This window comes from Citrobacter sp. C6_1 (assembly GCF_014596835.2).
Taxonomy (GTDB): Bacteria; Pseudomonadota; Gammaproteobacteria; order Enterobacterales; family Enterobacteriaceae; genus Citrobacter; species Citrobacter pasteurii.
Map to the genome: position 1 here is coordinate 2,974,437 of NZ_CP115031.1, position 22,198 is coordinate 2,996,634.

Annotated in this window: 17 protein-coding genes; 10 read left to right on the plus strand and 7 right to left on the minus strand. The window is 52.4% G+C overall.

Annotated features, from left to right (window positions below; all coding sequences use genetic code 11):
- Positions 1-12: 12 nt before the first annotated feature.
- On the minus strand, positions 13-2,121 hold the full coding sequence (gene rlmKL / locus IB196_RS14470) for a bifunctional 23S rRNA (guanine(2069)-N(7))-methyltransferase RlmK/23S rRNA (guanine(2445)-N(2))-methyltransferase RlmL (RefSeq protein ID WP_188232530.1): 2,109 nt from the start codon (positions 2,119-2,121) through the stop codon (positions 13-15).
- A gap of 98 nt (positions 2,122-2,219) precedes the next feature.
- Here rlmKL and IB196_RS14475 point away from each other — a divergent pair, with 98 nt between their 5' ends.
- Positions 2,220-3,326: a YcbX family protein gene (locus IB196_RS14475; RefSeq protein WP_121584425.1), complete on the plus strand. Its 1,107-nt coding sequence runs from the start codon at positions 2,220-2,222 to the stop codon at positions 3,324-3,326.
- Here IB196_RS14475 and zapC read toward each other — a convergent pair.
- Both zapC and pyrD read right to left on the minus strand, forming a co-directional pair.
- On the minus strand, positions 3,323-3,865 hold the full coding sequence (gene zapC / locus IB196_RS14480) for a cell division protein ZapC (RefSeq protein ID WP_005123531.1): 543 nt from the start codon (positions 3,863-3,865) through the stop codon (positions 3,323-3,325). The two genes, IB196_RS14475 and zapC, sit on opposite strands and share 4 nt — an antisense overlap.
- A gap of 166 nt (positions 3,866-4,031) precedes the next feature.
- Positions 4,032-5,042, minus strand: coding sequence for a quinone-dependent dihydroorotate dehydrogenase (gene pyrD / locus IB196_RS14485; RefSeq protein WP_005123532.1), 1,011 nt, complete (start codon positions 5,040-5,042; stop codon positions 4,032-4,034).
- Positions 5,043-5,285: 243 nt separating this feature from the next.
- On the opposite strand from pyrD, the gene ssuE reads away from it, so the two are divergent.
- Genes ssuE through ssuB form a run of 5 tightly spaced genes read left to right on the plus strand, consistent with a single transcriptional unit; the run spans position 5,286 to position 9,536 of the window.
- Positions 5,286-5,861, plus strand: coding sequence for an NADPH-dependent FMN reductase (gene ssuE / locus IB196_RS14490; protein WP_005123533.1), 576 nt, complete (start codon positions 5,286-5,288; stop codon positions 5,859-5,861).
- On the plus strand, positions 5,854-6,825 hold the full coding sequence (locus IB196_RS14495; RefSeq protein ID WP_149691716.1) for a sulfonate ABC transporter substrate-binding protein: 972 nt from the start codon (positions 5,854-5,856) through the stop codon (positions 6,823-6,825). Before ssuE ends, IB196_RS14495 begins: the two co-directional genes overlap by 8 nt.
- The gene (ssuD, locus tag IB196_RS14500) at positions 6,825-7,970 is read left to right on the plus strand and encodes an FMNH2-dependent alkanesulfonate monooxygenase (RefSeq protein WP_005123535.1); all 1,146 of its coding nucleotides are present in this window, start codon (positions 6,825-6,827) and stop codon (positions 7,968-7,970) included. Before IB196_RS14495 ends, ssuD begins: the two co-directional genes overlap by 1 nt.
- 10 nt (positions 7,971-7,980) lie before the next feature.
- On the plus strand, positions 7,981-8,772 hold the full coding sequence (gene ssuC, locus IB196_RS14505) for an aliphatic sulfonate ABC transporter permease SsuC (protein ID WP_040231819.1): 792 nt from the start codon (positions 7,981-7,983) through the stop codon (positions 8,770-8,772).
- Positions 8,769-9,536, plus strand: a complete 768-nt coding sequence (gene ssuB / locus IB196_RS14510) for an aliphatic sulfonates ABC transporter ATP-binding protein (RefSeq protein ID WP_040231817.1) — start codon at positions 8,769-8,771, stop codon at positions 9,534-9,536. The genes ssuC and ssuB overlap by 4 nt, the downstream gene beginning before the upstream one ends.
- A gap of 104 nt (positions 9,537-9,640) precedes the next feature.
- On the opposite strand, the gene pepN is transcribed toward ssuB, so the two are convergent.
- Complete coding sequence (gene pepN, locus IB196_RS14515) at positions 9,641-12,253, minus strand: aminopeptidase N (protein ID WP_149691719.1); 2,613 nt, start codon at positions 12,251-12,253, stop codon at positions 9,641-9,643.
- A 265-nt stretch (positions 12,254-12,518) separates the two neighbouring features.
- On the opposite strand from pepN, the gene pncB reads away from it, so the two are divergent.
- The 4 genes from pncB to aspC all read left to right on the plus strand — a co-directional run bounded on the left by pncB (position 12,519) and on the right by aspC (position 18,351).
- Entirely contained in the window at positions 12,519-13,721 is a 1,203-nt protein-coding gene (pncB, locus tag IB196_RS14520) for a nicotinate phosphoribosyltransferase (RefSeq protein WP_188232531.1), read from the plus strand.
- A 165-nt stretch (positions 13,722-13,886) separates the two neighbouring features.
- On the plus strand, positions 13,887-15,287 hold the full coding sequence (gene asnS, locus IB196_RS14525; protein ID WP_005123540.1) for an asparagine--tRNA ligase: 1,401 nt from the start codon (positions 13,887-13,889) through the stop codon (positions 15,285-15,287).
- Positions 15,288-15,900: 613 nt separating this feature from the next.
- Complete coding sequence (gene ompF, locus IB196_RS14530; protein WP_040231815.1) at positions 15,901-16,977, plus strand: porin OmpF; 1,077 nt, start codon at positions 15,901-15,903, stop codon at positions 16,975-16,977.
- A 183-nt stretch (positions 16,978-17,160) separates the two neighbouring features.
- Positions 17,161-18,351, plus strand: a complete 1,191-nt coding sequence (gene aspC / locus IB196_RS14535; protein WP_005123542.1) for an aspartate transaminase — start codon at positions 17,161-17,163, stop codon at positions 18,349-18,351.
- A 603-nt stretch (positions 18,352-18,954) separates the two neighbouring features.
- Here the strand turns inward: aspC and IB196_RS14540 are convergent.
- From IB196_RS14540 to ldtD, 3 genes are all read right to left on the minus strand, one after another.
- Positions 18,955-19,602 carry an MBL fold metallo-hydrolase gene (locus IB196_RS14540; protein WP_149691722.1) on the minus strand — a complete coding sequence of 216 codons (648 nt, stop codon included), beginning with the start codon at positions 19,600-19,602 and terminating at the stop codon, positions 18,955-18,957.
- A gap of 28 nt (positions 19,603-19,630) precedes the next feature.
- The gene (locus IB196_RS14545) at positions 19,631-20,179 is read right to left on the minus strand and encodes a YcbK family protein (protein ID WP_003831948.1); all 549 of its coding nucleotides are present in this window, start codon (positions 20,177-20,179) and stop codon (positions 19,631-19,633) included.
- A 176-nt stretch (positions 20,180-20,355) separates the two neighbouring features.
- Positions 20,356-22,107, minus strand: coding sequence for a L,D-transpeptidase (gene ldtD / locus IB196_RS14550; RefSeq protein ID WP_005123544.1), 1,752 nt, complete (start codon positions 22,105-22,107; stop codon positions 20,356-20,358).
- Positions 22,108-22,198: the final 91 nt, after the last annotated feature.

A 22,198-nucleotide genomic window follows, 5' to 3' on the forward strand; every position in this document is an offset into this window, starting at 1 on the left:
TTAATTTTCCTTTCAGGCTGCGGTAATCAGCCAGCAGTTGTGGATCTGTCGGTTACGGGCAAAGTCCTGGGAAAGCGTTTTTTGGGTGATTTCTTGTGCTTTCAATCCCAGTGCAGCCAGACCGTCGAGATCCATACGGAATCCACGTTTGTTGTTGGAGAACATGATCGTACCGTCTTTACGCAGCAGGCGTTTCAGATCTTTCATCAGCGCCAGATGATCGCGCTGCACGTCAAACGAGTCTTCCATACGTTTTGAGTTAGAGAACGTCGGCGGATCGATGAAAATCAGATCAAACTGTTCATTGGCTTCGCGCAGCCAGCCCAGGCAATCGGCCTGAATTAAACGGTGCGCGCGACCGCTCAGGCCGTTCAGACGCAGGTTACGCTCTGCCCATTCCAGATAGGTACGCGACATATCTACCGTTGTGGTGCTACGTGCGCCGCCCAATCCGGCATGCACGCTGGCGCTGCCGGTGTAGGAGAACAGGTTAAGGAAATCCTTACCCTTGCTCATCTGACCGAGCATGCGGCGCGCAATACGGTGATCGAGGAACAAACCGGTATCAAGATAGTCTGTCAGGTTGACCCACAGGCGCGCGTTGTACTCGCTTACCTCAATGAATTCACCCTTCTCATTCATCTTCTGATACTGATTCTTCCCTTTCTGCCGTTCACGGGTTTTCAGCACCAGTTTATTTGGCGCAATTTCCAGTACCGACAGCGTTGCGGCGATAATGTCGAACAGGCGTTGACGTGCTTTTTGCGCATCAACCGTCTTCGGCGGAGCATATTCCTGAACCACGACCCACTCACCATAACGGTCCACTGCAACGTTGTATTCCGGCAGGTCAGCGTCATACAGGCGATAGCATTCAATGCCTTCCTGCCGCGCCCATTTTTCCAGCTTCTTGATGTTCTTGCGCAGGCGGTTAGCATAATCTTCCGCCACCGTGGCAGGTTTGCTGTCTGCGGTGGTCTCTGCAACGTGATAGTTCTTCTGTACGCAATCCAGCGGGCCGTTTTTCGCTTTGAACTGCTTGTCGGCACGTAATTGCAGGCTGCTGAGCAGATCCGGCGAGGCGCTGAACAGCGATAAATTCCAGCCGCCAAACTGGTTTTTCATCGTCCGACCCAGCTGGCTGTGCAGGGCTATCAGCGCCGGTTCGCTATCCAGACGTTCGCCGTATGGCGGGTTGCTGATAACCGTACCATACGGTCCTTTCGGCAGCGGATTGCTCAGTTTGGCGACATCTTTAACCTCAAACGTCATCAGATCGGCAATACCGGCGCGGCGGGCGTTACTGCGCGCTTTTTCAATCACCCGAGCATCGCTGTCGGAGCCGTAGAAATGCGAGGAGTAATCAGCCAGCCCTTTACGCGCACGAACCTGCGCTTCGGCTTTGACTTCTTGCCAGACGACTTCATCGTGCTGCGCCCAACCACTGAAGCCCCAGTACCCGCGGTGCAGGCCCGGCGCGCGATCGGTTGCCCACATTGCTGCTTCAATCAGCAACGTACCGGAACCACACATCGGATCGAGCAGCGGCGTACCCGGCTGCCAGCCAGAACGCATAACGATAGCCGCAGCCAGCGTCTCTTTGATCGGCGCCTGACCAGCGCGATCGCGATAACCACGCTGATGCAAACCGTCACCGCTAAGATCGAGTGCAATACTGGCGGTATCTTTATTCAGCCAAACGTTAATGCGCAGATCGGGTGATTCACGATCTACGTTCGGACGCGGCAGGTTTTTACGGGTAAAGGCATCGACAATCGCATCCTTTACTTTCAGTGCACCATACTGGCTATTACGAATCGTCTCGTTCAGCCCGCTAAAATGCACGGCAAAGGTGGCACCAGGATTAAATATCTCTGTCCAGTCGATTGCCTGAACGCCGAGGTACAGATCAAGATCGCTGTAGACCTTGCACTCTCCCATCGGCAGGATAATGCGCGAGGCCAGGCGGCTCCACATCAGGCTCTGGTAAACAAGCCGCGTGTCGCCCTTAAAATGGACCCCACCCTGAACGACCTGGCACTCCAGCGCGCCGAGGTTTTCCAGTTCAGTTTTTAACAGCTCTTCCAGCCCACGGGCCGTACTGGCAAACAGAGAATTCATAATGTCACTTTTACTCCGAGAAAATTGCTGCGCATTATAGCTAATATGGGCTGTATGTCATAAAGTTGAAGGCTTATTTTCGTTCAAGGGGCTGTACAGTGGTAACGTTGACCCGACTTTTTATTCATCCGGTTAAATCTATGCGTGGAATTGGACTCACGCACGCCCTGGCAGACGTCAGCGGTCTCGCCTTTGACCGTATATTTATGATTACCGAACCTGACGGAACGTTTATTACCGCCCGACAGTTCCCGCAAATGGTCCGCTTTACCCCTTCCCCTTTTCACGATGGACTGCATCTTACGGCGCCAGACGGTAGCAGCGCGCTGGTGCGATTCGCCGACTTCGCCACCCAGGATGCGCCGACAGAAGTGTGGGGAAACCATTTTACCGCGCGTATCGCGCCAGCCGCTATCAACCAATGGCTGAGCGGCTTTTTCTCCCGTGACGTGCAGTTGCGCTGGGTTGGCCCACAATTGACGCGCCGGGTGAAGCGCCACGATGATGTTCCTTTATCCTTCGCCGACGGTTATCCCTACCTGCTGACCAACGAAGCGTCGCTGCGCGATCTGCAGCAACGCTGCCCGGCAAGCGTCAAAATGGAACAGTTTCGCCCTAATCTGGTGATTTCAGGTGCTGGCGCCTGGGAAGAAGATACCTGGAAAGTGATTCGCATTGGCGACGTCATTTTTGATGTGGCAAAACCCTGTAGCCGCTGCATATTCACCACCGTCAGCCCAGAGAAAGGCCAGAAACATCCGTCTGGCGAGCCGCTCGCCACGCTGCAAACTTTCCGCACGGCGGCGGATAACGGCGATGTTGATTTCGGCCAGAATCTCATCGCCCGTAACAGCGGCGTGATTCGCGTTGGCGATGAAGTCGAAATTTTAGCAACCGGCCCCGCCAGAGCATACGGCGCAGCGGAATCTGATGATACCGTCGCCGAGCAGCAGCCCGATGCCACGGTACTGATTGACTGGCAGGGGCAGACCTTTCGTGGCAATAATCAGCAGGTATTGCTTGAACAGCTGGAAAACCAGGGAATTCGGGTTCCCTATTCATGCCGGGCAGGAATTTGCGGATGCTGTCGAATTCGACTGGTAGAAGGCGAAGTTAGCCCGCTGAAAAAATCAGCGATTGGTGATGACGGAACGATTCTGTGCTGCAGTTGTGTACCCAAAACGGCAATCAGACTGGAAAGTTAGACCGCCTGCTCAAGGCTGAAACTGTCGACAATTGCCTGTGGTTTCAGTCTGTCATTCATGATTTTAATCGCATCGCCAAGTTGCATGGTGCGACCGGCAATGACCACTCCCGGCTGCGCAAGCAAACACAGTGCGGCATTTTCACCCGGCTCTACCACTAACAGATTTACCTGTTCTTCAGTATCGCTCAAATAAACACAGGCAGCGTCGCCGACCACTGGCGACCAGTTCTCGCCGTGCGCGACAAAGTGCCAGCTTTTTGGCATTTGCGGTTTAAGATACCGAATAGCCACCAGCGCATTTAGCACCAGTTCCGCTTTTTGTTCTTTAGCTAAATCCAGGTAACGGCATTTTTCTTCGAAGGAGAAATAAAGCGCAGCGTCATCGACACAAAAACCAGACGGAGAAAAAGCATCAGGAGTGAGCATTTTACGCGCAAAACGCGAGCGGAATAACATGCCATTGGCTAAATCGAGCATCATTCGATCGTGCTCTTCATCATAATACCAGCGCCAGTTATCGTCGGGTTTAATTCGCATCAGTTTCTCTCCTTTCCTTAATCATCGCCATTACGACAGTATCCTTTTGCCGCTTCGTTTATTGCCCTAATAATAAAAGCTCAGAATGTTTAAATAAGCAACAGTAAAGGAATATAAAACAACCAGGGCTAGAAATAAAGCCCTGGTTGTCGGATTAAGGCATAGATCAGATATTGCTGACGATTTCTTTAATCAACGGCGGACCTTTAAAAATAAATCCCGAATAAATCTGTACGAGGGTTGCGCCGGCCGCCATTTTTTCCCGCGCGGCAATCACCGAGTCGATACCACCAACTCCGATAATCGGCAGTTGACCTTTTAATTCCTGAGACAACTGGCGAATAATTTCTGTACTTTTTAATTGCAATGGTCGCCCGCTAAGACCACCCATTTGATCGCAATTTTTCATTCCCTGAACGAGAGAACGATCGAGCGTGGTGTTAGTCGCAATTACGCCATCAATATTATGCCGAACTAAACTGTCAGCAACCTGGATCAGTTCTTCCACAGAAAGATCCGGCGCGATCTTTACCGCCACCGGCACATATTTATGGTGGATCGCTTGCAGATCGTTTTGCTTATTTTTAATTGCAGCCAGGAGGTCGTCCAGCGCCTCGCCGTATTGCAGCGTACGTAATCCCGGCGTATTCGGTGAAGAGATATTAATCGCGATATAACCGGCATAAGCATAGACTTTTTCCATACAAATCAGATAGTCATCTTTGCCATTCTCTACCGGGGTATCTTTATTCTTGCCAATATTAATTCCCAGAATACCGTCAAAATGCGATTTTTTAACGTTCTCGACCAGGTTATCAACCCCGTGGTTATTAAACCCCATACGGTTGATCAAACCTTCTGCATCAACCAGACGGAACAGACGCGGTTTATCGTTACCCGGTTGAGGACGCGGCGTTACGGTACCAATCTCAATGGAACCGAATCCCATCGCGCCGAGCGCATCAATACACTCCCCGTCTTTATCCAGTCCGGCAGCAAGCCCGAGCGGATTTTTAAACGTCAGCCCCATACAGGTAACCGGTTTTGCAGGTACCTTCTGGCGCACAAGCGCTTCAAGCGGCGTGCCGGTAATGCGACGTAATTGCTGGAATGTCAATTCATGAGCGCGCTCTGGATCGAGCTGAAAAAGGGCTTTACGAACGAAGGGGTAGTACATGAACTCTCCTGGATTCCCGGTGTGCAAACCGGGGGCGTATTATGTGCGATCGGGAGCAAAAAGGGAATTGACCTGCGGCAATAAAAAGCAAACGTTTTCTTTCGGCTCCTCGTTTTATGCAATTTTCAACTTTTCTATCCCGCATAAATTATTTCGATAAACAGAGCCTCTCTGCCAGACTGCATAAATTGTTATTAATGTTAAATAAAAGCAAACAATTAGTTATAAGCGGAGATTGAAATTATGCGCGTCATCACTCTGGCGGGAAGCCCACGCTTTCCCTCTCGCTCCAGCGCGTTACTGGAATATGCCCGAGAAAAGCTCAACGGTCAGGATGTCGAAGTCTTTCACTGGAACTTGCACAATTTTGCCCCAGAAGACCTGATCTATGCCCGTTTTGATAGTCCGGCGCTGAAGACATTTATTGAACAATTACAGGATGCTGACGGGCTGATTGTCGCCACGCCGGTCTACAAGGCAGCTTACTCTGGCGCACTGAAAACGCTGCTCGATCTGCTCCCCGAGCGAGCGCTGGAAGGAAAAGTGGTGTTGCCGCTGGCGACCGGCGGCAGCGTGGCGCATTTACTGGCCGTCGATTACGCGCTGAAACCGGTACTGAGTGCGTTAAAAGCCCAGGAGATCCTGCACGGCGTATTTGCCGATGATTCGCAGGTCATCGATTATCAGCATAAACCGCAGTTTACGCCCAACCTGCAGCAGCGCCTGGATAGTGCGCTCGAGACTTTCTGGCTGGCATTGCATCGTCGCGATATCCAACTCCCTCAACTGAATACCCTGCGGGGTACTGCCCATGCTTAATCTGCTCAAGCGCCACAGGTCGTGGCTGGCACTAACCGGGCTGCTGTCACTGTCAACGCTGACGCATGCCGCTGAGTCTGCACCCGATGCCCTGCGTATTGGTTATCAGAAAGGAAGCGTCAGCATGGTGCTGGCAAAAAGCCATCAATTGTTGGAAAAACGCTACCCGCAGACCAAAATCTCGTGGGTTGAGTTCCCGGCCGGGCCGCAAATGCTGGAAGCATTGAATATCGGCAGTATCGATCTCGGCAGTACGGGTGACATTCCACCAATTTTCGCCCAGGCTGCCGGAGCCGATCTGGTTTACGTGGGTGTTGAGCCACCCAAACCGAAAGCCGAAGTGATTCTGGTGCCGAAAAATAGCCCGATCCAGAACGTCGCGCAGCTTAAAGGACATAAAGTCGCTTTCCAGAAAGGGTCCAGCGCCCACAATTTACTGCTCCGTGCACTGCAACAGGCCGGGCTGAAATTTACCGATATTCAACCGACTTATCTGACGCCAGCCGATGCGCGAGCGGCCTTCCAGCAAGGAAACGTTGATGCGTGGGCTATCTGGGATCCCTACTATTCCGCCGCGTTATTGCAAGGTGATGTACGCGTGCTGAAAGACGGCTCAGACCTTAAGCAGACCGGTTCGTTTTATCTCGCAGCACGTCCTTATGCCGAGAAAAATGGCGCTTTTGTTCTTGGCGTACTGAATACCTTTAGCCAGGCCGATGCGTTAACCCTCAGCCAGCGCCAGCAAAGCATTGCCCTGCTGGCTAAAACCATGGGCCTGCCTGAGCCAGTGATTGCCTCCTATCTGGATCACCGCCCGCCAACCACCATTACGCCCGTCAGCGACTCTGTTGCCGCACTGCAACAACAAACCGCGGATCTGTTTTATGACAACCGTTTGGTGCCGAAAAAAATCGATATTCGCCAGCGTATCTGGCAACCCACTCAGCAGGCAGGAGAAAAATGATGAGTCTGAACATGTTCTGGTTTTTACCCACCCACGGTGACGGTCATTATCTTGGAACGGAAGAAGGTTCGCGCCCGGTCGATCACGGATATCTGCAACAAATTGCGCAAACGGCCGATCGTCTGGGATTTACCGGTGTGTTGATCCCAACCGGGCGCTCCTGCGAAGATGCCTGGCTGGTCGCCGCCTCGATGATCCCGGTCACCCAGCGATTAAAATTTCTGGTCGCGCTGCGTCCAGGTGTAACCTCGCCGACGGTTGCCGCGCGCCAGGCAGCAACGCTCGACAGACTTTCTAACGGTCGGGCGTTATTTAACCTGGTGACCGGCAGCGATCCGCAGGAATTGGCTGGTGACGGCGTGTTCCTCGATCACACCGAGCGCTATGAAGCCTCTGGCGAATTTACTCAGGTCTGGCGACGCTTACTGCAAGGTGAAACCGTGGATTTCAACGGCAAACATATTCATGTTCGCGGGGCAAAACTGTTCTTCCCGCCGATCCAGCAGCCGCATCCTCCACTCTATTTCGGCGGCTCGTCTGACGTCGCACAAGATCTGGCTGCCGGGCAGGTTGATCTCTATCTGACCTGGGGTGAACCGCCTGAACAGGTGAAGCAGAAGATTGAACAAGTACGAGCCAAAGCGGCGGCGCTCGGCCGCAAGATCCGCTTTGGTATTCGTCTGCATGTGATCGTACGGGAGACAACGCAAGAGGCGTGGCAGGCCGCAGGTCGTCTGATAGCCCATCTGGATGACGACACCATCGCCAAAGCCCAGGCCGCCTTCTCAAAAACGGATTCGGTCGGTCAGCAGCGAATGGCTGCACTGCACAACGGTAAACGCGACAAACTAGAAATTAGCCCGAACCTGTGGGCAGGGGTAGGATTGGTGCGCGGTGGCGCAGGGACCGCACTGGTCGGAGATGGTCCTACGGTCGCAGCGCGTATTAACGAGTATGCCGCGCTGGGAATAGACAGCTTTGTGCTATCCGGGTATCCGCATCTGGAAGAGGCGTACAAGGTTGGTGAACTGCTGTTCCCGCATCTGGATGTCGCGATACCCGAAATTCCGCAACCACAGCGCCTGCAACAGCAAGGCGAAGCGGTTGCGAACGAATTCATCCCGCGCAAAGTCGCTCAAAGCTAAGGAGCGGCTAATGGCAACGCCGAAAAACAGATGGTTATTGCGCCTCGCACCCTGGTTTTTACCGGTAGGTCTGGTGGCGCTCTGGCAGCTCGCATCATCAGTGGGCTGGCTCTCCACCCGCATCCTGCCCTCTCCGGAAGGCGTGGTCGAAGCTTTCTGGACGCTTTCCGCCAGCGGCGAACTTTGGCAGCATCTGGCGATCAGCGCCTGGCGGGCGCTGATCGGATTCTCCATCGGCGGATCGATTGGCCTGACGTTGGGACTGATAAGCGGCCTTTCGCGTTGGGGAGAACGCCTGCTGGATACGTCGGTGCAGATGCTGCGTAACGTCCCGCATCTGGCGCTGATCCCACTGGTCATTTTGTGGTTCGGTATTGATGAGTCCGCCAAGATCTTTCTCGTCGCGCTGGGCACGCTGTTCCCGATTTACATCAACACCTGGCATGGCATCCGTAATATTGACCGCGGGCTGGTTGAGATGGCGCGCAGCTATGGGTTGTCTGGTTTTTCACTGTTTATTCATGTGATCCTCCCCGGCGCCCTGCCCTCGATTATGGTTGGAGTGCGTTTTGCTCTCGGACTGATGTGGCTGACGCTCATTGTGGCGGAAACCATTTCAGCCAATGCCGGTATTGGCTACCTGGCGATGAACGCTCGCGAATTTCTACAAACCGATGTGGTCGTGGTGGCCATTATTCTCTACGCCCTGCTGGGTAAACTTGCCGATGTCAGTGCCCAACTGCTGGAGCGAATCTGGCTACGCTGGAACCCGGCTTACCATGTGAAGGAGGCTACTGTATGAACACCGCTCGCCTGAACCAGGGCACTCCGCTTGTGCTGAGCGCAGTGACGAAACAATACGCCGCCAATACGGTGCTCAATCAGTTAGATTTGCATATACAGGCCGGGCAATTCGTTGCCGTGGTTGGCCGCAGCGGTGGTGGTAAAAGCACGTTGCTGCGTCTGCTGGCAGGGTTGGAGTCGCCCACCTCAGGCGCATTACTTGCCGGAACCACCCCACTGGCGGAAATTCAGGATGATACGCGTATGATGTTTCAGGATGCGCGTCTGCTGCCCTGGAAGACGGTTATCGATAACGTCGGTCTGGGTCTGAAAGGTCACTGGCGCAATGCGGCCCGAGATGCGCTGGCCGCCGTTGGACTGGAGAATCGTGCTCAGGAGTGGCCCGCAGCGCTTTCTGGCGGACAAAAACAGCGCGTGGCCCTTGCCCGGGCATTAATTCATCGCCCTGGTCTGCTGCTGCTGGATGAACCCCTCGGCGCACTGGATGCCTTAACCCGCCTTGAAATGCAGGAGCTGATCGTCTCTTTATGGCAAGAGCACGGCTTTACCGTACTTCTGGTCACCCATGATGTCAGCGAAGCGGTGGCAATGGCCGATCGCGTCTTGCTGATTGAGGATGGAAAAATCGGGCTGGATTTAACGGTGGATATTGCACGACCGCGTCGGATTGGTTCGGTGCGTCTGGCAGAACTGGAAGCCGAGGTGTTGAACCGGGTGATGCAACGCGGCGAAAATGAAGTTCAGCTACGAAGGCATGGTTAAAAATGCCGGATGGCGCTACCGCTTATCCGGCCTACACGTGAATGGTAGGCCGGACCCATCCGGCCTACACGTGAATGGTAGGCCGGACCCATCCGGCGACATTATCAGGCTAATGCTTTAGTTATCTTCTCGAACAGATCGCCTGACAGATTCTCCAGACCTTTCAACTGTTCCAGCGCCGCACGCATCTTCGCCTGACGTTTGGCATCATAGCGTTTTAAACGAATCAGCGGCTCAATCAAACGAGATGCCACCTGTGGATTTCGGCTGTTCAGTTCGGTCAACATGTCGACCAGGAACTGATAGCCGCTACCATCTTCCGCATGGAATGCCGCCGGGTTGCTGCCCGCAAAGGCACCGATCAGCGAACGGATGCGGTTCGGGTTACTCATACTGAAGGAGCGATGCTTCAACAGGCCGCGTACCGTCTCCAACACGTTATCTGCCGGGCTGGTAGATTGCAGGATAAACCATTTATCCATCACCAGACCGTCGTGATGCCATTTGTCGTCGTATTCCTGCATCAGCGCGTCACGACACGGCAACTGTGCTGCGACCGCCGCAGACAGCGCTGCCAGCGCATCAGTCATGTTATTCGCTTCACGGTACTGCTTGCTTACCAGCGTGTCAGCCAGATGGGCTTCGCCAAATGCCAGGAAGCGCAGGCAGGCGTTGCGCAGCGTACGTTTGCCGATATCAGCATGCTCAACGCGATACTCATCGAGATGATTGGCGTTATAAATCGCCAGGAATTCATCTGCCAGTTCAGCAGCCAGCGTGCGGGTTAACGCTTCACGAACCTCGGCGATCGCAACTGGATCGATAATCTCAAACAGCTCAGCAATCTCGTTGACGGAAGGCAGCGTCAGGATCTCTGCCGCCAGTGCCGGATCGATTTTCTCATCGAGCAGAATCGCCCGGAATGCGTCAGCAACGTGTACCGGCAGTGACAGCGGCAGTCCCTGCTGATGTCGGGCAACATTCAGTTTAATATAGGTCGCCAACAGGCTTTGCGCCGCATCCCAACGGGAGAAATCATTGCGAGCATGACGCATCAGGAAGGTCAGTTGCTGGTCGCTCCATTTATATTCCAGTTTCACCGGCGCTGAAAACTCACACAGCAGTGCCGGAACCGGCTGGAAGTAGACGTTATCGAAAACAAACGTCTGCTCTGCCTGGGTCACGTTGAGTACGGAATTCACCGGGTGACCGCCTTTTTGTAGCGGGATCACTTTCCCTTCGTTGTCATACAACTCGAGGGCGAAAGGAATATGCAGCGGTTGTTTTTCAGCCTGATCCGGCGTGGCTGGCGTACGCTGGCTGATAGTCAGCATGTACTGTTCCGTCGCTGGATTGTAGTCATCTCGCACGGTCAAAATCGGCGTACCGGACTGGCTGTACCAGCGGCGGAAATGTGAAAGGTCAACGTTCGACGCATCTTCCATTGCCTGCACGAAATCATCACAGGTCGCGGCGCTACCATCGTGACGTTCAAAGTAAAGCTGCATTCCCTTCTGGAAATTCGCCTCACCCAGTAGGGTGTGGATCATACGAATCACTTCAGCGCCCTTTTCGTACACGGTCAGGGTGTAGAAGTTGTTCATCTCAATGACCATATCCGGACGAATTGGATGGGCCATCGGGCTGGCGTCTTCGGCAAACTGCAAGCCGCGCATGGTACGCACGTTGCTAATACGGTTTACCGCGCGAGAACCAAGATCGGAGCTAAATTCCTGATCACGAAATACGGTTAGACCTTCTTTCAGGCTTAACTGGAACCAGTCACGGCAGGTGACACGGTTGCCGGTCCAGTTATGGAAATATTCGTGGCCGATAACGCGCTCAATATCGAGATAGTCTTTGTCGGTGGCGGTATCGGTACGCGCCAGCACGTATTTGGAGTTAAAGATGTTCAGACCTTTATTCTCCATCGCCCCCATATTAAAGAAGTCCACGGCGACAATCATGTAGATATCGAGGTCATACTCCAGACCAAAACGCTCTTCATCCCATTTCATGGAATTTTTCAGCGACGTCATCGCCCACGGCGCACGGTCCAGGTTGCCGCGATCAACGTACAACTCCAACGCGACTTCACGCCCGGATCGGGTCGTAAAGGTATCGCTCAGCACATCGAAATCACCGGCGACCAGCGCAAACAGATAGCACGGTTTCGGGAATGGATCCTGCCACTGCACCCAGTGGCGACCGTTTTCCAGTTCGCCCTGCGCGACACGGTTGCCGTTGGAAAGCAGGAATGGATATCTGGTTTTATCGGCAATAATTTTGGTCGTAAAACGCGCCAGCACGTCCGGCCTGTCGAGATACCAGGTAATATGGCGAAACCCTTCCGCTTCGCACTGGGTACAGAGCGCATCGCCGGACTGATACAGCCCTTCCAGCGCGGTATTCGCCGCTGGGCTGATTTCATTCACGATACGCAGCGTAAAACGTTCCGGCAGTTGGCTGATGACCAGAGCACCTTCTTCTTCTTTATACTCTGTCCACGGGTCATCGTTCACGTGGATTGACACCAGGGTCAGATCTTCACCATTCAGGCGAAGGGGAGCATCAGACGCACCATGACGGACAGCCTGGCTCACTGCGGTGACCACGGTTTTTTCAGCATCCAGGTCAAAGGTCAAGTCAATATCAGTAATCTGGTAATCCGGTGCACGATAGTCGTGACGGTATTTGGCTTGTGGCTGTTGTGTCATAAAAAACCTTTAGCATCTTTGGTAGAGTCTCGGCTTCAGTCTATTCCTGTTGCGTAAATCGCGCTACGCAGAATGTTCATCTTTTCAGGCACAAACACCCTTTTTGCTACATTTTAATAACACGCGGCACGAAATGCCCTCGACCAGAAAGACAGCTTATGGTGTGATCGGGGTTCAATAAATCGCTAAACAGGGTATACTCCAGCGGTTTTCTTAGTTGTTTATTGTACTAAACGCTCCCGCGAGAGGATGCTACTGCGCACCTATGACACAATTCGCTTCTCCTGTTCTGCACTCGCTGCTGGATACAGACGCTTATAAGTTGCATATGCAGCAAGCCGTTTTTCACCACTACTATGATGTACAAGTAGCGGCTGAATTTCGTTGCCGTGGCGATGACCTGCTCGGTATTTACGCCGACACTATTCGTGAGCAGGTTAACGCTATGCAGTACCTGCGACTTCATGAGGACGAGTACCAGTGGCTCTCCGGCCTGCCTTTCTTTAAAGCTGATTACCTCACCTGGTTACGTGATTTCCGCTACAACCCGGAACAGGTTCGCGTCACCAATGATAACGGTAAGCTGAACATCCGCTTAACCGGTCCATGGCGTGAAGTCATCATGTGGGAAGTTCCGCTGCTGGCGGTAATTAGTGAGCTGGTGCACCGTTACCGTTCGCCAGAATCTGGCGTGCCGCAGGCACTGGCTGAGCTGGAAAACAAATTAGCAGAATTCACTACATTAACGAAAGATGTCGATATGTCCCGCTTCCATCTGATGGATTTCGGCACGCGTCGTCGTTTTTCACGCGAAGTGCAGCAAGCTATTGTTCAGCGTCTGCAGCAGGAACCGTGGTTTGTTGGCACCAGCAACTACGATCTTGCCCGTCGTTTGTCATTAACGCCGATGGGAACCCAGGCACATGAATGGTTCCAGGCACACCAGCAAATCAGCCCTGAGCTTGCTACCAGCCAGCGCGTTGCCCTGGCCGCCTGGCTGAACGAATATCCCGACCAGCTCGGCATCGCCCTGACCGATTGCATCACCATGGACGCGTTTTTGCGCGACTTTGGCGTTGAGTTTGCAACCCGCTACCAGGGGTTGCGCCACGACTCTGGCGATCCGGTTGAATGGGGTGAGAAAGCCATCGCCCATTATGAAAAACTGGGTATTGACCCGCAAAGCAAAACGCTGGTGTTTTCAGATAACCTCGATCTGAATAAAGCGATTGAACTCTACCGTCATTTCTCTTCTCGCGTGCAACTGAGCTTTGGTATCGGGACACGCCTGACGTGTAATATCCCCCAGGTTAAGCCGCTGAATATCGTTATCAAGCTGGTCGAATGTAACGGTAAGCCGGTAGCCAAGTTGTCAGATAGTCCAGGTAAAACCATTTGCCACGATAAAGCATTTGTTCGTGCGCTGCGTAAAGCTTTCGATCTTCCGCATATTAAAAAAGCCAGCTAGTCCTTTCAGGGAGCCACTTTGGTTCCCTTTTCACGTTTATTTCCGAAATCTTTCACTCCAGCTACGAATTCTGCTTGTCTGATTGCAGATGCCAGGTAACATAGGTATCCCCCCATTACGGGTGGACATGTGTTTATATATCCGACTATTAACAGAGAGAATATTATGAGCGTTGTGCCTGTAGCCGACGTACTCCAGGGCCGCGTAGCCGTTGACAGCGAAGTCACCGTGCGCGGATGGGTGCGTACCCGCCGAGATTCAAAAGCTGGCATCTCCTTCCTTGCCGTTTATGACGGTTCCTGCTTTGATCCTGTACAGGCCGTCATCAATAATTCTCTGCCCAATTACAATCAGGACGTGCTGCGCCTGACGACGGGTTGTTCGGTTATCGTGACGGGTAAAGTCGTTGCGTCACCAGGACAAGGACAGAGCTTTGAAATTCAGGCCACTGAAGTTGAAGTCGCGGGCTGGGTTGAAGATCCTGACACCTATCCCATGGCAGCAAAGCGTCACAGTATTGAGTACCTGCGTGAAGTGGCGCACATGCGTCCGCGCACCAATATGATTGGTGCGGTAGCGCGCGTACGTCATACGCTGGCGCAAGCGCTGCATCGCTTCTTCCACGAGCAGGGTTTCTTTTGGGTTTCTACTCCACTGATCACCGCTTCCGATACCGAAGGTGCCGGTGAAATGTTCCGCGTATCAACGCTGGATCTGGAAAACCTGCCACGCAACGATCAGGGTAAAGTCGATTTCGATAAAGACTTCTTTGGTAAAGAAGCCTTCCTGACGGTTTCCGGTCAGTTGAACGGCGAAACCTATGCCTGCGCACTGTCCAAAATTTATACATTTGGACCGACTTTCCGTGCGGAAAACTCCAACACCAGCCGTCACCTCGCAGAGTTTTGGATGCTTGAGCCGGAAGTCGCTTTTGCCGATCTGAACGATGTTGCAGGTCTGGCTGAAGCGATGCTGAAATACGCGTTCAAAGCCGTACTGGCAGAGCGTGCGGATGATATGAAGTTCTTCGCCGAACGTGTCGACAAAGACGCGGTATCACGCCTGGAACGTTTTATTGATGCTGACTTCGCGCAGGTGGATTACACCGATGCGGTAAGCATTCTGGAAAAATGCGGCAAACAGTTCGAAAACCCGGTTTACTGGGGTGTCGATCTGTCTTCTGAGCACGAACGCTATCTTGCCGAAGAACACTTTAAAGCGCCGGTGGTTGTTAAAAACTATCCGAAAGATATTAAGGCGTTTTATATGCGCCTTAACGAAGACGGTAAAACCGTTGCGGCAATGGACGTGCTGGCACCGGGAATCGGTGAAATCATCGGTGGTTCTCAGCGTGAAGAGCGTCTGGACGTGCTGGATGCCCGTATGCTGGAGATGGGTCTGAACAAAGAAGATTACTGGTGGTATCGCGATCTGCGTCGCTACGGTACCGTTCCGCATTCCGGTTTTGGTTTGGGCTTTGAGCGTCTGATTGCTTACGTCACCGGCGTACAGAACGTCCGCGATGTTATTCCGTTCCCGCGTACACCGCGTAACGCCAGCTTCTAACGTTGTCGCTTTAACCTTAAAGGCCAGCACTGCTGGCCTTTTTTCGTTCAGCGCATTGCTGCATTTGTCGCCTTAGATGAATTCTCATCCCGCACTAAACTCAACCCGTAAATTCCCCCTTCCTGTTACGCAATGTTTCACTGCAACATTTGAGAACAAAAAATAATCACTATTTTTATTGTGGATTAGCATTTCATGATCAAATAGAGCATTTATCCCCCATTCGCACGGCATTCTGGACGGCTAAAATAGGCATTTGTAAAAATGGCTCTTTTTTGCGGGGTTAGATAAAAATGTCGTTAGCAAAATTAAGTATAAGAAAATCATATAAATAGATAAAACTGAGCAAAATTCAATCGCAGGGACAGCTGAAATTTGAAGTCGTTCACAAAGTTGCATAAAAATAACATTTTGTTACACATTTTTTCTTTTTGAAACTAAATCTTTATATTTGTAGCACTTTGAGAGTAGCGAAACGGTAGTTTGAATGGAAAGATGCCTGCAGACACATAAAGACACCAAACTCTCATCAATAGTTCCGTAAATTTTTATTGACGGAATTTATTGGCGGCAGTGGCAGGTGTCATATAAAAACCGATGAGGGTAATAAATAATGATGAAGCGCAATATTCTTGCAGTGGTTATCCCTGCTCTGCTGGTAGCCGGGGCAGCTAACGCTGCAGAAGTTTATAACAAAGATGGCAATAAAGTAGACATCTACGGTAAAGCTGTAGGTCTGCACTATTTTTCCAAGCACAACGGTGACAACGCCTACGCACCTAATGGCGATCAAACTTACGCCCGTCTTGGTTTCAAAGGGGAAACTCAGATTAACGACCAACTGACCGGTTACGGCCAGTGGGAATATCAGTTCAGCGGCAATAACTCCGAAGGCGGTGACGACTCTCAGAATGGGAACAAAACCCGTCTGGCGTTTGCCGGTCTGAAATTCGGTGACGCAGGCTCCTTCGATTACGGTCGTAACTACGGCGTCGTATACGATGCACTGGGTTACACCGATATGCTGCCAGAATTCGGTGGCGATACTGCGGCTTCCGACCAGTTCTTCTCTCAGCGTAACGGTGGCCTCGCGACCTACCGTAACTCCAACTTCTTCGGTCTGGTTGAAGGCCTGAACTTCGCTGTTCAGTACCTGGGTAAAAACGAGCGTGATGACGTTCGTCGCTCTAATGGTGACGGTGTTGGCGGTTCTGTAAGCTACGAATTCGAAGGCTTCGGTATCGTCGGTGCATACGGCGCGGCTGACCGTACCGATGCTCAGCAAAACCCGCTTCTGCGTGGCCATGGCGACAAAGCTGAGCAGTGGGCTACCGGCGTGAAATACGATGCTAACAACATCTACCTGGCAGCGAACTACAGCGAAACCCGCAACGCAACCCGCATTTCTAACGGTTATGCGAACAAAACTGAAGACGTACTGTTAGTTGCTCAGTACCAGTTCGACTTCGGTCTGCGTCCGTCCATCGCCTATACCAAATCTAAAGGTAAGGATATCGAAGGTATCGGTGACGTAGATCTGGTGAACTACGTTGAAGTGGGTGCGACTTACTACTTCAACAAAAACATGTCCACCTATGTTGATTACATCATCAACCAGATCGATTCTGACAACAAACTGGGCGTAGGCTCTGACGACACCGTTGCAGTAGGTATCGTTTACCAGTTCTAATAGCAGACCTCTTTGCTAAATGCCTAAAAAACAGGACTTCGGTCCTGTTTTTTTATATCCGCCAGCGGATTCTTGCGTCTTCAAAAAACACCCCTGCTTTTCGTCACTAACGGTTGGCATTTTGTAAATCTACCGTTAACCTGATAGCGGACTTCCCTTCTGTAACCACAATGGAACCTCGTCATGTTTGAGAACATTACCGCCGCTCCTGCCGACCCCATTTTGGGCCTGGCTGATTTGTTTCGTGCCGATGATCGCCCGGGGAAAATAAACCTCGGAATCGGTGTATATAAAGATGAGACAGGCAAAACGCCGGTATTGACCAGCGTTAAAAAAGCCGAGCAATATATCCTGGAAAATGAAACCACCAAAAACTATCTTGGCATTGACGGTATTCCAGAGTTTGGTCGCTGCACTCAGGAATTACTGTTTGGTAAAGAAAGTGCACTGATTAATGAAAAACGCGCGCGTACAGCACAGACCCCTGGTGGTACAGGAGCCCTGCGTGTGGCCGCTGATTTCCTGGCAAAAAACACCAGTGCAAAACGCGTGTGGGTCAGCAACCCAAGCTGGCCGAACCATAAGAGCGTATTTAATTCTGCTGGTCTGGAAGTGCGTGAATATAACTATTACGATGCGGCGAACCACTCGTTAGACTTTGATGCGCTGCTGGCAAGCCTCAGCGAAGCGCAGGCTGGCGATGTAGTACTGTTCCACGGCTGCTGCCATAACCCAACCGGTATCGATCCGACGCTTGAGCAGTGGCAAACGCTGGCTCAGCTTTCTGTCGAAAAAGGATGGTTGCCGCTGTTTGACTTCGCATACCAGGGCTTTGCCCGCGGTCTGGAAGAAGATGCAGAAGGTCTGCGTGCATTTGCCGCGCTGCATAAAGAGCTGATTGTCGCCAGCTCCTACTCCAAGAACTTTGGTCTGTACAATGAGCGCGTAGGTGCCTGTACGCTGGTTGCAGCTGATGCTGAAACCGTCGACCGTGCGTTTAGTCAGATGAAATCCGCCATCCGCGCTAACTATTCCAACCCGCCAGCCCACGGCGCATCTGTAGTCGCCACGATTCTGAGCAACGACGCGCTGCGTGCCATCTGGGAACAGGAACTGACCGATATGCGCCAACGCATTCAGCGCATGCGTTTACTGTTCGTCAATACGCTGCAGGAGAAAGGTGCGAACCGCGACTTCAGCTTTATCATCAAACAGAACGGTATGTTCTCATTCAGCGGACTGACGAAAGAACAGGTTCTGCGCCTGCGTGAAGAGTTTGGTGTTTATGCTGTTGCTTCCGGACGCGTAAACGTCGCAGGAATGACGCCAGACAACATGGCGCCGTTATGCGAAGCGATTGTCGCAGTGCTGTAATCTATCGCGTACAGAAAAGGCCTCAATAGCCGTAATGCCTGTCAGTTAAGCATTATTGAGAATATGTAATTCAGGCTCAGGGTTCCGTTCACCCTATGTTTGTCACTTCTCTGAGGCCCAGAAACCCGTGAACGTGTAAGGGAGGCTCACCGCCGCCTCCCTTACATCCCAGGCTCCCGGCGGGAAAATCGTCGCTACGCGATTCATTCGTCTTATGCCGTCTGCCGGTCGGGCCGGGGTCGAGCCTGCGTCCATGCAGGCCGTCCCCTCTGCCCGCATCCCTGCGGGCAGACCCGGTCAGCCTTCAACGCCTCATCGATTTTCAGCCGGACCGGTGTCATCGCTGCAACGCTCTGACTTCCAGTTCAATCTGTTTTGCTGTTCAAACCTGTTCAAATAAAAATGCAGATGGTCAGGTGTGGGCTGGTCCGGCTGAAAATTGCCGACATGTTTCCGTAAGGCAGGGAGAGCCAGCATGGATGCTGGCTCAGGGCGCGCTTTAAGGCGAACGTAGCAATACGCAGGAGGCAACAGATTCATTACCTCCGGTCCGTTAACTAACTAGCATTACCGCAGTCGCAGCCCTTTTACTTATCTAAGCTATTACCAGACAGGCATTTCATCCTGCAGGAACGGATTATGTAGCCGTTCGTTACCCAGTGTAGAAAGTGGGCCGTGACCCGGAATAAACGTCACGTCATCACCCAATGGCAAGAGTTTATGTTTAATCGAATCAATCAATTGGTTGTGATCTCCGCGAGGGAAATCACTGCGTCCTACGCCGCCTTTGAAAATCACGTCACCCGAGATCAGTAATTTTGATTGTTGATCAAAGAAGACCACATGCCCTGGCGTGTGACCCGGGCAATGCAGCACCTGTAAGGTTACGTTGCCGACGCTAATCCGATCGCCTTCGTTTAGCCAGCGATCGGGCGTCAGCGGCTCACAGTCACCCAGGCCAAACATACGGCTTTGCGCAGGCAGCCCCTGCAGCCAGAACTCATCTTCTTTTTCCGGCCCAATAACCGGTACACCGTAATGCTGTGCCAGTTCAGCCGCTGCCCCTACATGGTCAAGATGACCGTGGGTAAGCAGGATCTGCATAAGCGTCAGACCGCTGGCATCGACTTCCTGTTTGATTTTCTCGGCATCACCGCCGGGATCGACCAGTGCGGCCAGACGCGTCTGCTCACACCAGATTAACGAGCAGTTCTGGGCGAACGCAGTGACCGGAATAATACGATAGTTCATACAGCTCCTGTTTCATTAAGCTTACGGATCACCAGTGCCGTGCAGGCCCGGTGTCAATATGCACAAAGTTACTGCTGGGGTAGTATCCTACACCACCTGCGCGCATAGATAACGCAGCTTTGCGAATATTACTTAATGCGATGCCTTCAATATGGAAATCCATGGCCTGTCCTTTCGTGTGGTAGCTTTTCTTTGCCACACCACGACTACGTGCACGGAGTTCGTTATTGGTATCGATGGAGCGATAGCCGGAGATCAGTTGTACGGGTTTACGCGTACCCAGCAGTCCCTGCAGACGGAAGAGTTGATCAAACAATCCCGGGTCGATGGATTTCACTTTATTCGCCCGAAAGTCACGGAAAAAGTGATTAAGTTTTGCTAATTCGTCCTGAATATAGCCCCTGCCATCAAAAAACTCTGCTTTAATTGACTCACCGGTATGCAGGTTATTCAACGTCAATATACGCGGACGTGGGGTGGAGAGTGTTGCAAACGCAGGCGTGGGCAGGATGGCAGCGCCGAGGGCAATACCACCAAGCGCCAGCAATTTGCGGCGATTAGCGTCAAATTTGTCCATGGTATTAAGGTCTACAGGTCAATGTTATCGTATGTATGCTCTAGCGCACGCGGGAAACCTTATCTGGCTAAGTAGTCCACGTCAAGGCTCCCAAACCCAGGAAATACGGGGCTTACAGCCATCCTGCCCCGTTTTCGTCATAACTTACGACAATCATTTTCCTCGAACTGCTTCATTTATCTGATTAATTGCTCAGCTTTCGACATGATTTGTGCGCTGGATCGCGCTGTCTGATCGTAATTGTAAATATCTGTACGATACTGAGTGCGTCCATCGCTTCCCACAAAGGCAGTCAGATAGTAGAGGTTGACCGGAATATTCTGGCGGATATTTACATACCGCGTATCCCCTTGCTTCAGGGCATCCGAGATGCGCGTATCATTCCAGCCAGCATCCTGCAGCAGCATATTCGCCAGTTCCGAGGCCTTATTCACGCGCACACAGCCAGAACTTAGCGCCCGAGTATCCTTCTGGAACAAATTATGGTTTGGCGTATCGTGCAGATAAATGGCATCAGAACTCGGCATGTTGAATTTATAGCGCCCCAGCGAATTACGCGCGCCCGGTGCCTGCTGGAAGCGGAACGGCAGATTTGAGGCGGTGATTGTAGCCCAGTCGACCTGCCACGGATCTATCGTCTCTTTGCTGTTCCAGCCGCGCATTACAGTATACCCGTGACGCTCAAGGTACCCCGGATCGTTCCACAATTTAGGCAGAATATCTTTTCGGGCCAGCGTCGGCGGTACGTTCCACGGTGGGTTTACAACCACATTATTCAACGCGCTGCTCATCATCGGCGTTTTACGATCGGGACGTCCGACAATAACACGGGAAGCCAGCACCTGATTTCCGTTCTGATAATAAACCAGCGAGTAGGCTGGGATGTTTACCATGATGCCGGTAGACAGATCGCTCGGCAGCAGGCGCAAACGCTGAATATTTAACGCCAGTACGCCCGCGCGTTGAGCAGGCGTCACGTTCAGCCAGTCGCGTGTTGCAGGACCAATCGTGCCATCGGCCCCCAGCCCCTGCCATGTCTGAAAACGTTTCACCGCATCAACAAGTTCGCGATCGTAGGCGCTACGCCCTTCTTTGGCAGAAGTGCTGACACCGGCGTTCAGCATTCCGGTGCGACGCAGAATTTCGCGCAGCGCCGGGATATCATTACTCCATTCACCGGGACGCAACGTCGTGGTGCTGGTTAACCGTGGCCAGGGTCGCGAATCCCCCACCAGCTTCAGCAACGACTCATGCATCGCTGCATACTGTGGATGTTGAGGTGTAAGGCTGGTGATAAATGACGTTAGCTGACCATTGTCCAGCGCCACCTGCCATTGGTTAACAACGGAGAGCGGTGGCGTTGCCAGAGCATAAGGCTTATCGCTATACAGCCAGCGGCTACCTTTGACGGGGATATTGGCAATAAAGTGCAGATAGCCCATCATCGCATCAGAAAGCACAGTATCACGTGCAAGGCCAGTGACTGCCGGGTCAGTCAGAAGTGCAACCCACGAGGTGAACTGCGGCTGAAAGCCGGCAATCGCCACCTCGGCTAACTGTTGTTGAAAGGCTTTTACCGCATCACGATTTTCCCACATCGGTTTCATTTCGCGTGCGGCATACAGTAATTCCAGCTGGCTCATATAAACCGGCGTATAGCCTGCTGGTAGCTGAGATTGCAATTCAGCGCGGGCTTGATCAACTGACACGCCCTGCGGCAGCGGTTGAATCCCCGCCATGATCGCCGTCGCGGAAGATTGTACCTGCGGTTGCGATAACGCTGTAGGCTGTTCGCTAACGGCCGCAGAGCTGTCGCCAGGAATCATTTCAGGCTCATCGGCCTGCGCATTGAACAGTGGAGCGAATGTTACGGCCAGGCACAAACTGATTGCCGACAGCCGACGACCACACATTTTATTAAGCAACATCCCTTGCCCCCTGTTTTCTTTATCATACTTTGAGTAGCCAGACCGCCTGTATTCCCCGTTACTCTCACGGGAGCGGGCCTGTAAAACGCCA

Excerpts from the sequence above, each read along its gene's own strand:
- ssuD (WP_005123535.1), top strand. The coding sequence starts at position 6,825 with ATGAGTCTGAACATGTTCTGGTTTTTACCCACCCACGGTGACGGTCAT.
- ssuB (WP_040231817.1), top strand. The coding sequence starts at position 8,769 with ATGAACACCGCTCGCCTGAACCAGGGCACTCCGCTTGTGCTGAGCGCA.
- ssuE (WP_005123533.1), top strand. The coding sequence starts at position 5,286 with ATGCGCGTCATCACTCTGGCGGGAAGCCCACGCTTTCCCTCTCGCTCC.
- pepN (WP_149691719.1), bottom strand. The coding sequence starts at position 12,253 with ATGACACAACAGCCACAAGCCAAATACCGTCACGACTATCGTGCACCG.
- zapC (WP_005123531.1), bottom strand. The coding sequence starts at position 3,865 with ATGCGAATTAAACCCGACGATAACTGGCGCTGGTATTATGATGAAGAG.
- IB196_RS14545 (WP_003831948.1), bottom strand. The coding sequence starts at position 20,179 with ATGGACAAATTTGACGCTAATCGCCGCAAATTGCTGGCGCTTGGTGGT.
- ldtD (WP_005123544.1), bottom strand. The coding sequence starts at position 22,107 with ATGTTGCTTAATAAAATGTGTGGTCGTCGGCTGTCGGCAATCAGTTTG.
- rlmKL (WP_188232530.1), bottom strand. The coding sequence starts at position 2,121 with ATGAATTCTCTGTTTGCCAGTACGGCCCGTGGGCTGGAAGAGCTGTTA.
- IB196_RS14540 (WP_149691722.1), bottom strand. The coding sequence starts at position 19,602 with ATGAACTATCGTATTATTCCGGTCACTGCGTTCGCCCAGAACTGCTCG.
- ompF (WP_040231815.1), top strand. The coding sequence starts at position 15,901 with ATGATGAAGCGCAATATTCTTGCAGTGGTTATCCCTGCTCTGCTGGTA.
- pyrD (WP_005123532.1), bottom strand. The coding sequence starts at position 5,042 with ATGTACTACCCCTTCGTTCGTAAAGCCCTTTTTCAGCTCGATCCAGAG.
- asnS (WP_005123540.1), top strand. The coding sequence starts at position 13,887 with ATGAGCGTTGTGCCTGTAGCCGACGTACTCCAGGGCCGCGTAGCCGTT.
- ssuC (WP_040231819.1), top strand. The coding sequence starts at position 7,981 with ATGGCAACGCCGAAAAACAGATGGTTATTGCGCCTCGCACCCTGGTTT.
- IB196_RS14495 (WP_149691716.1), top strand. The coding sequence starts at position 5,854 with ATGCTTAATCTGCTCAAGCGCCACAGGTCGTGGCTGGCACTAACCGGG.
- aspC (WP_005123542.1), top strand. The coding sequence starts at position 17,161 with ATGTTTGAGAACATTACCGCCGCTCCTGCCGACCCCATTTTGGGCCTG.
- pncB (WP_188232531.1), top strand. The coding sequence starts at position 12,519 with ATGACACAATTCGCTTCTCCTGTTCTGCACTCGCTGCTGGATACAGAC.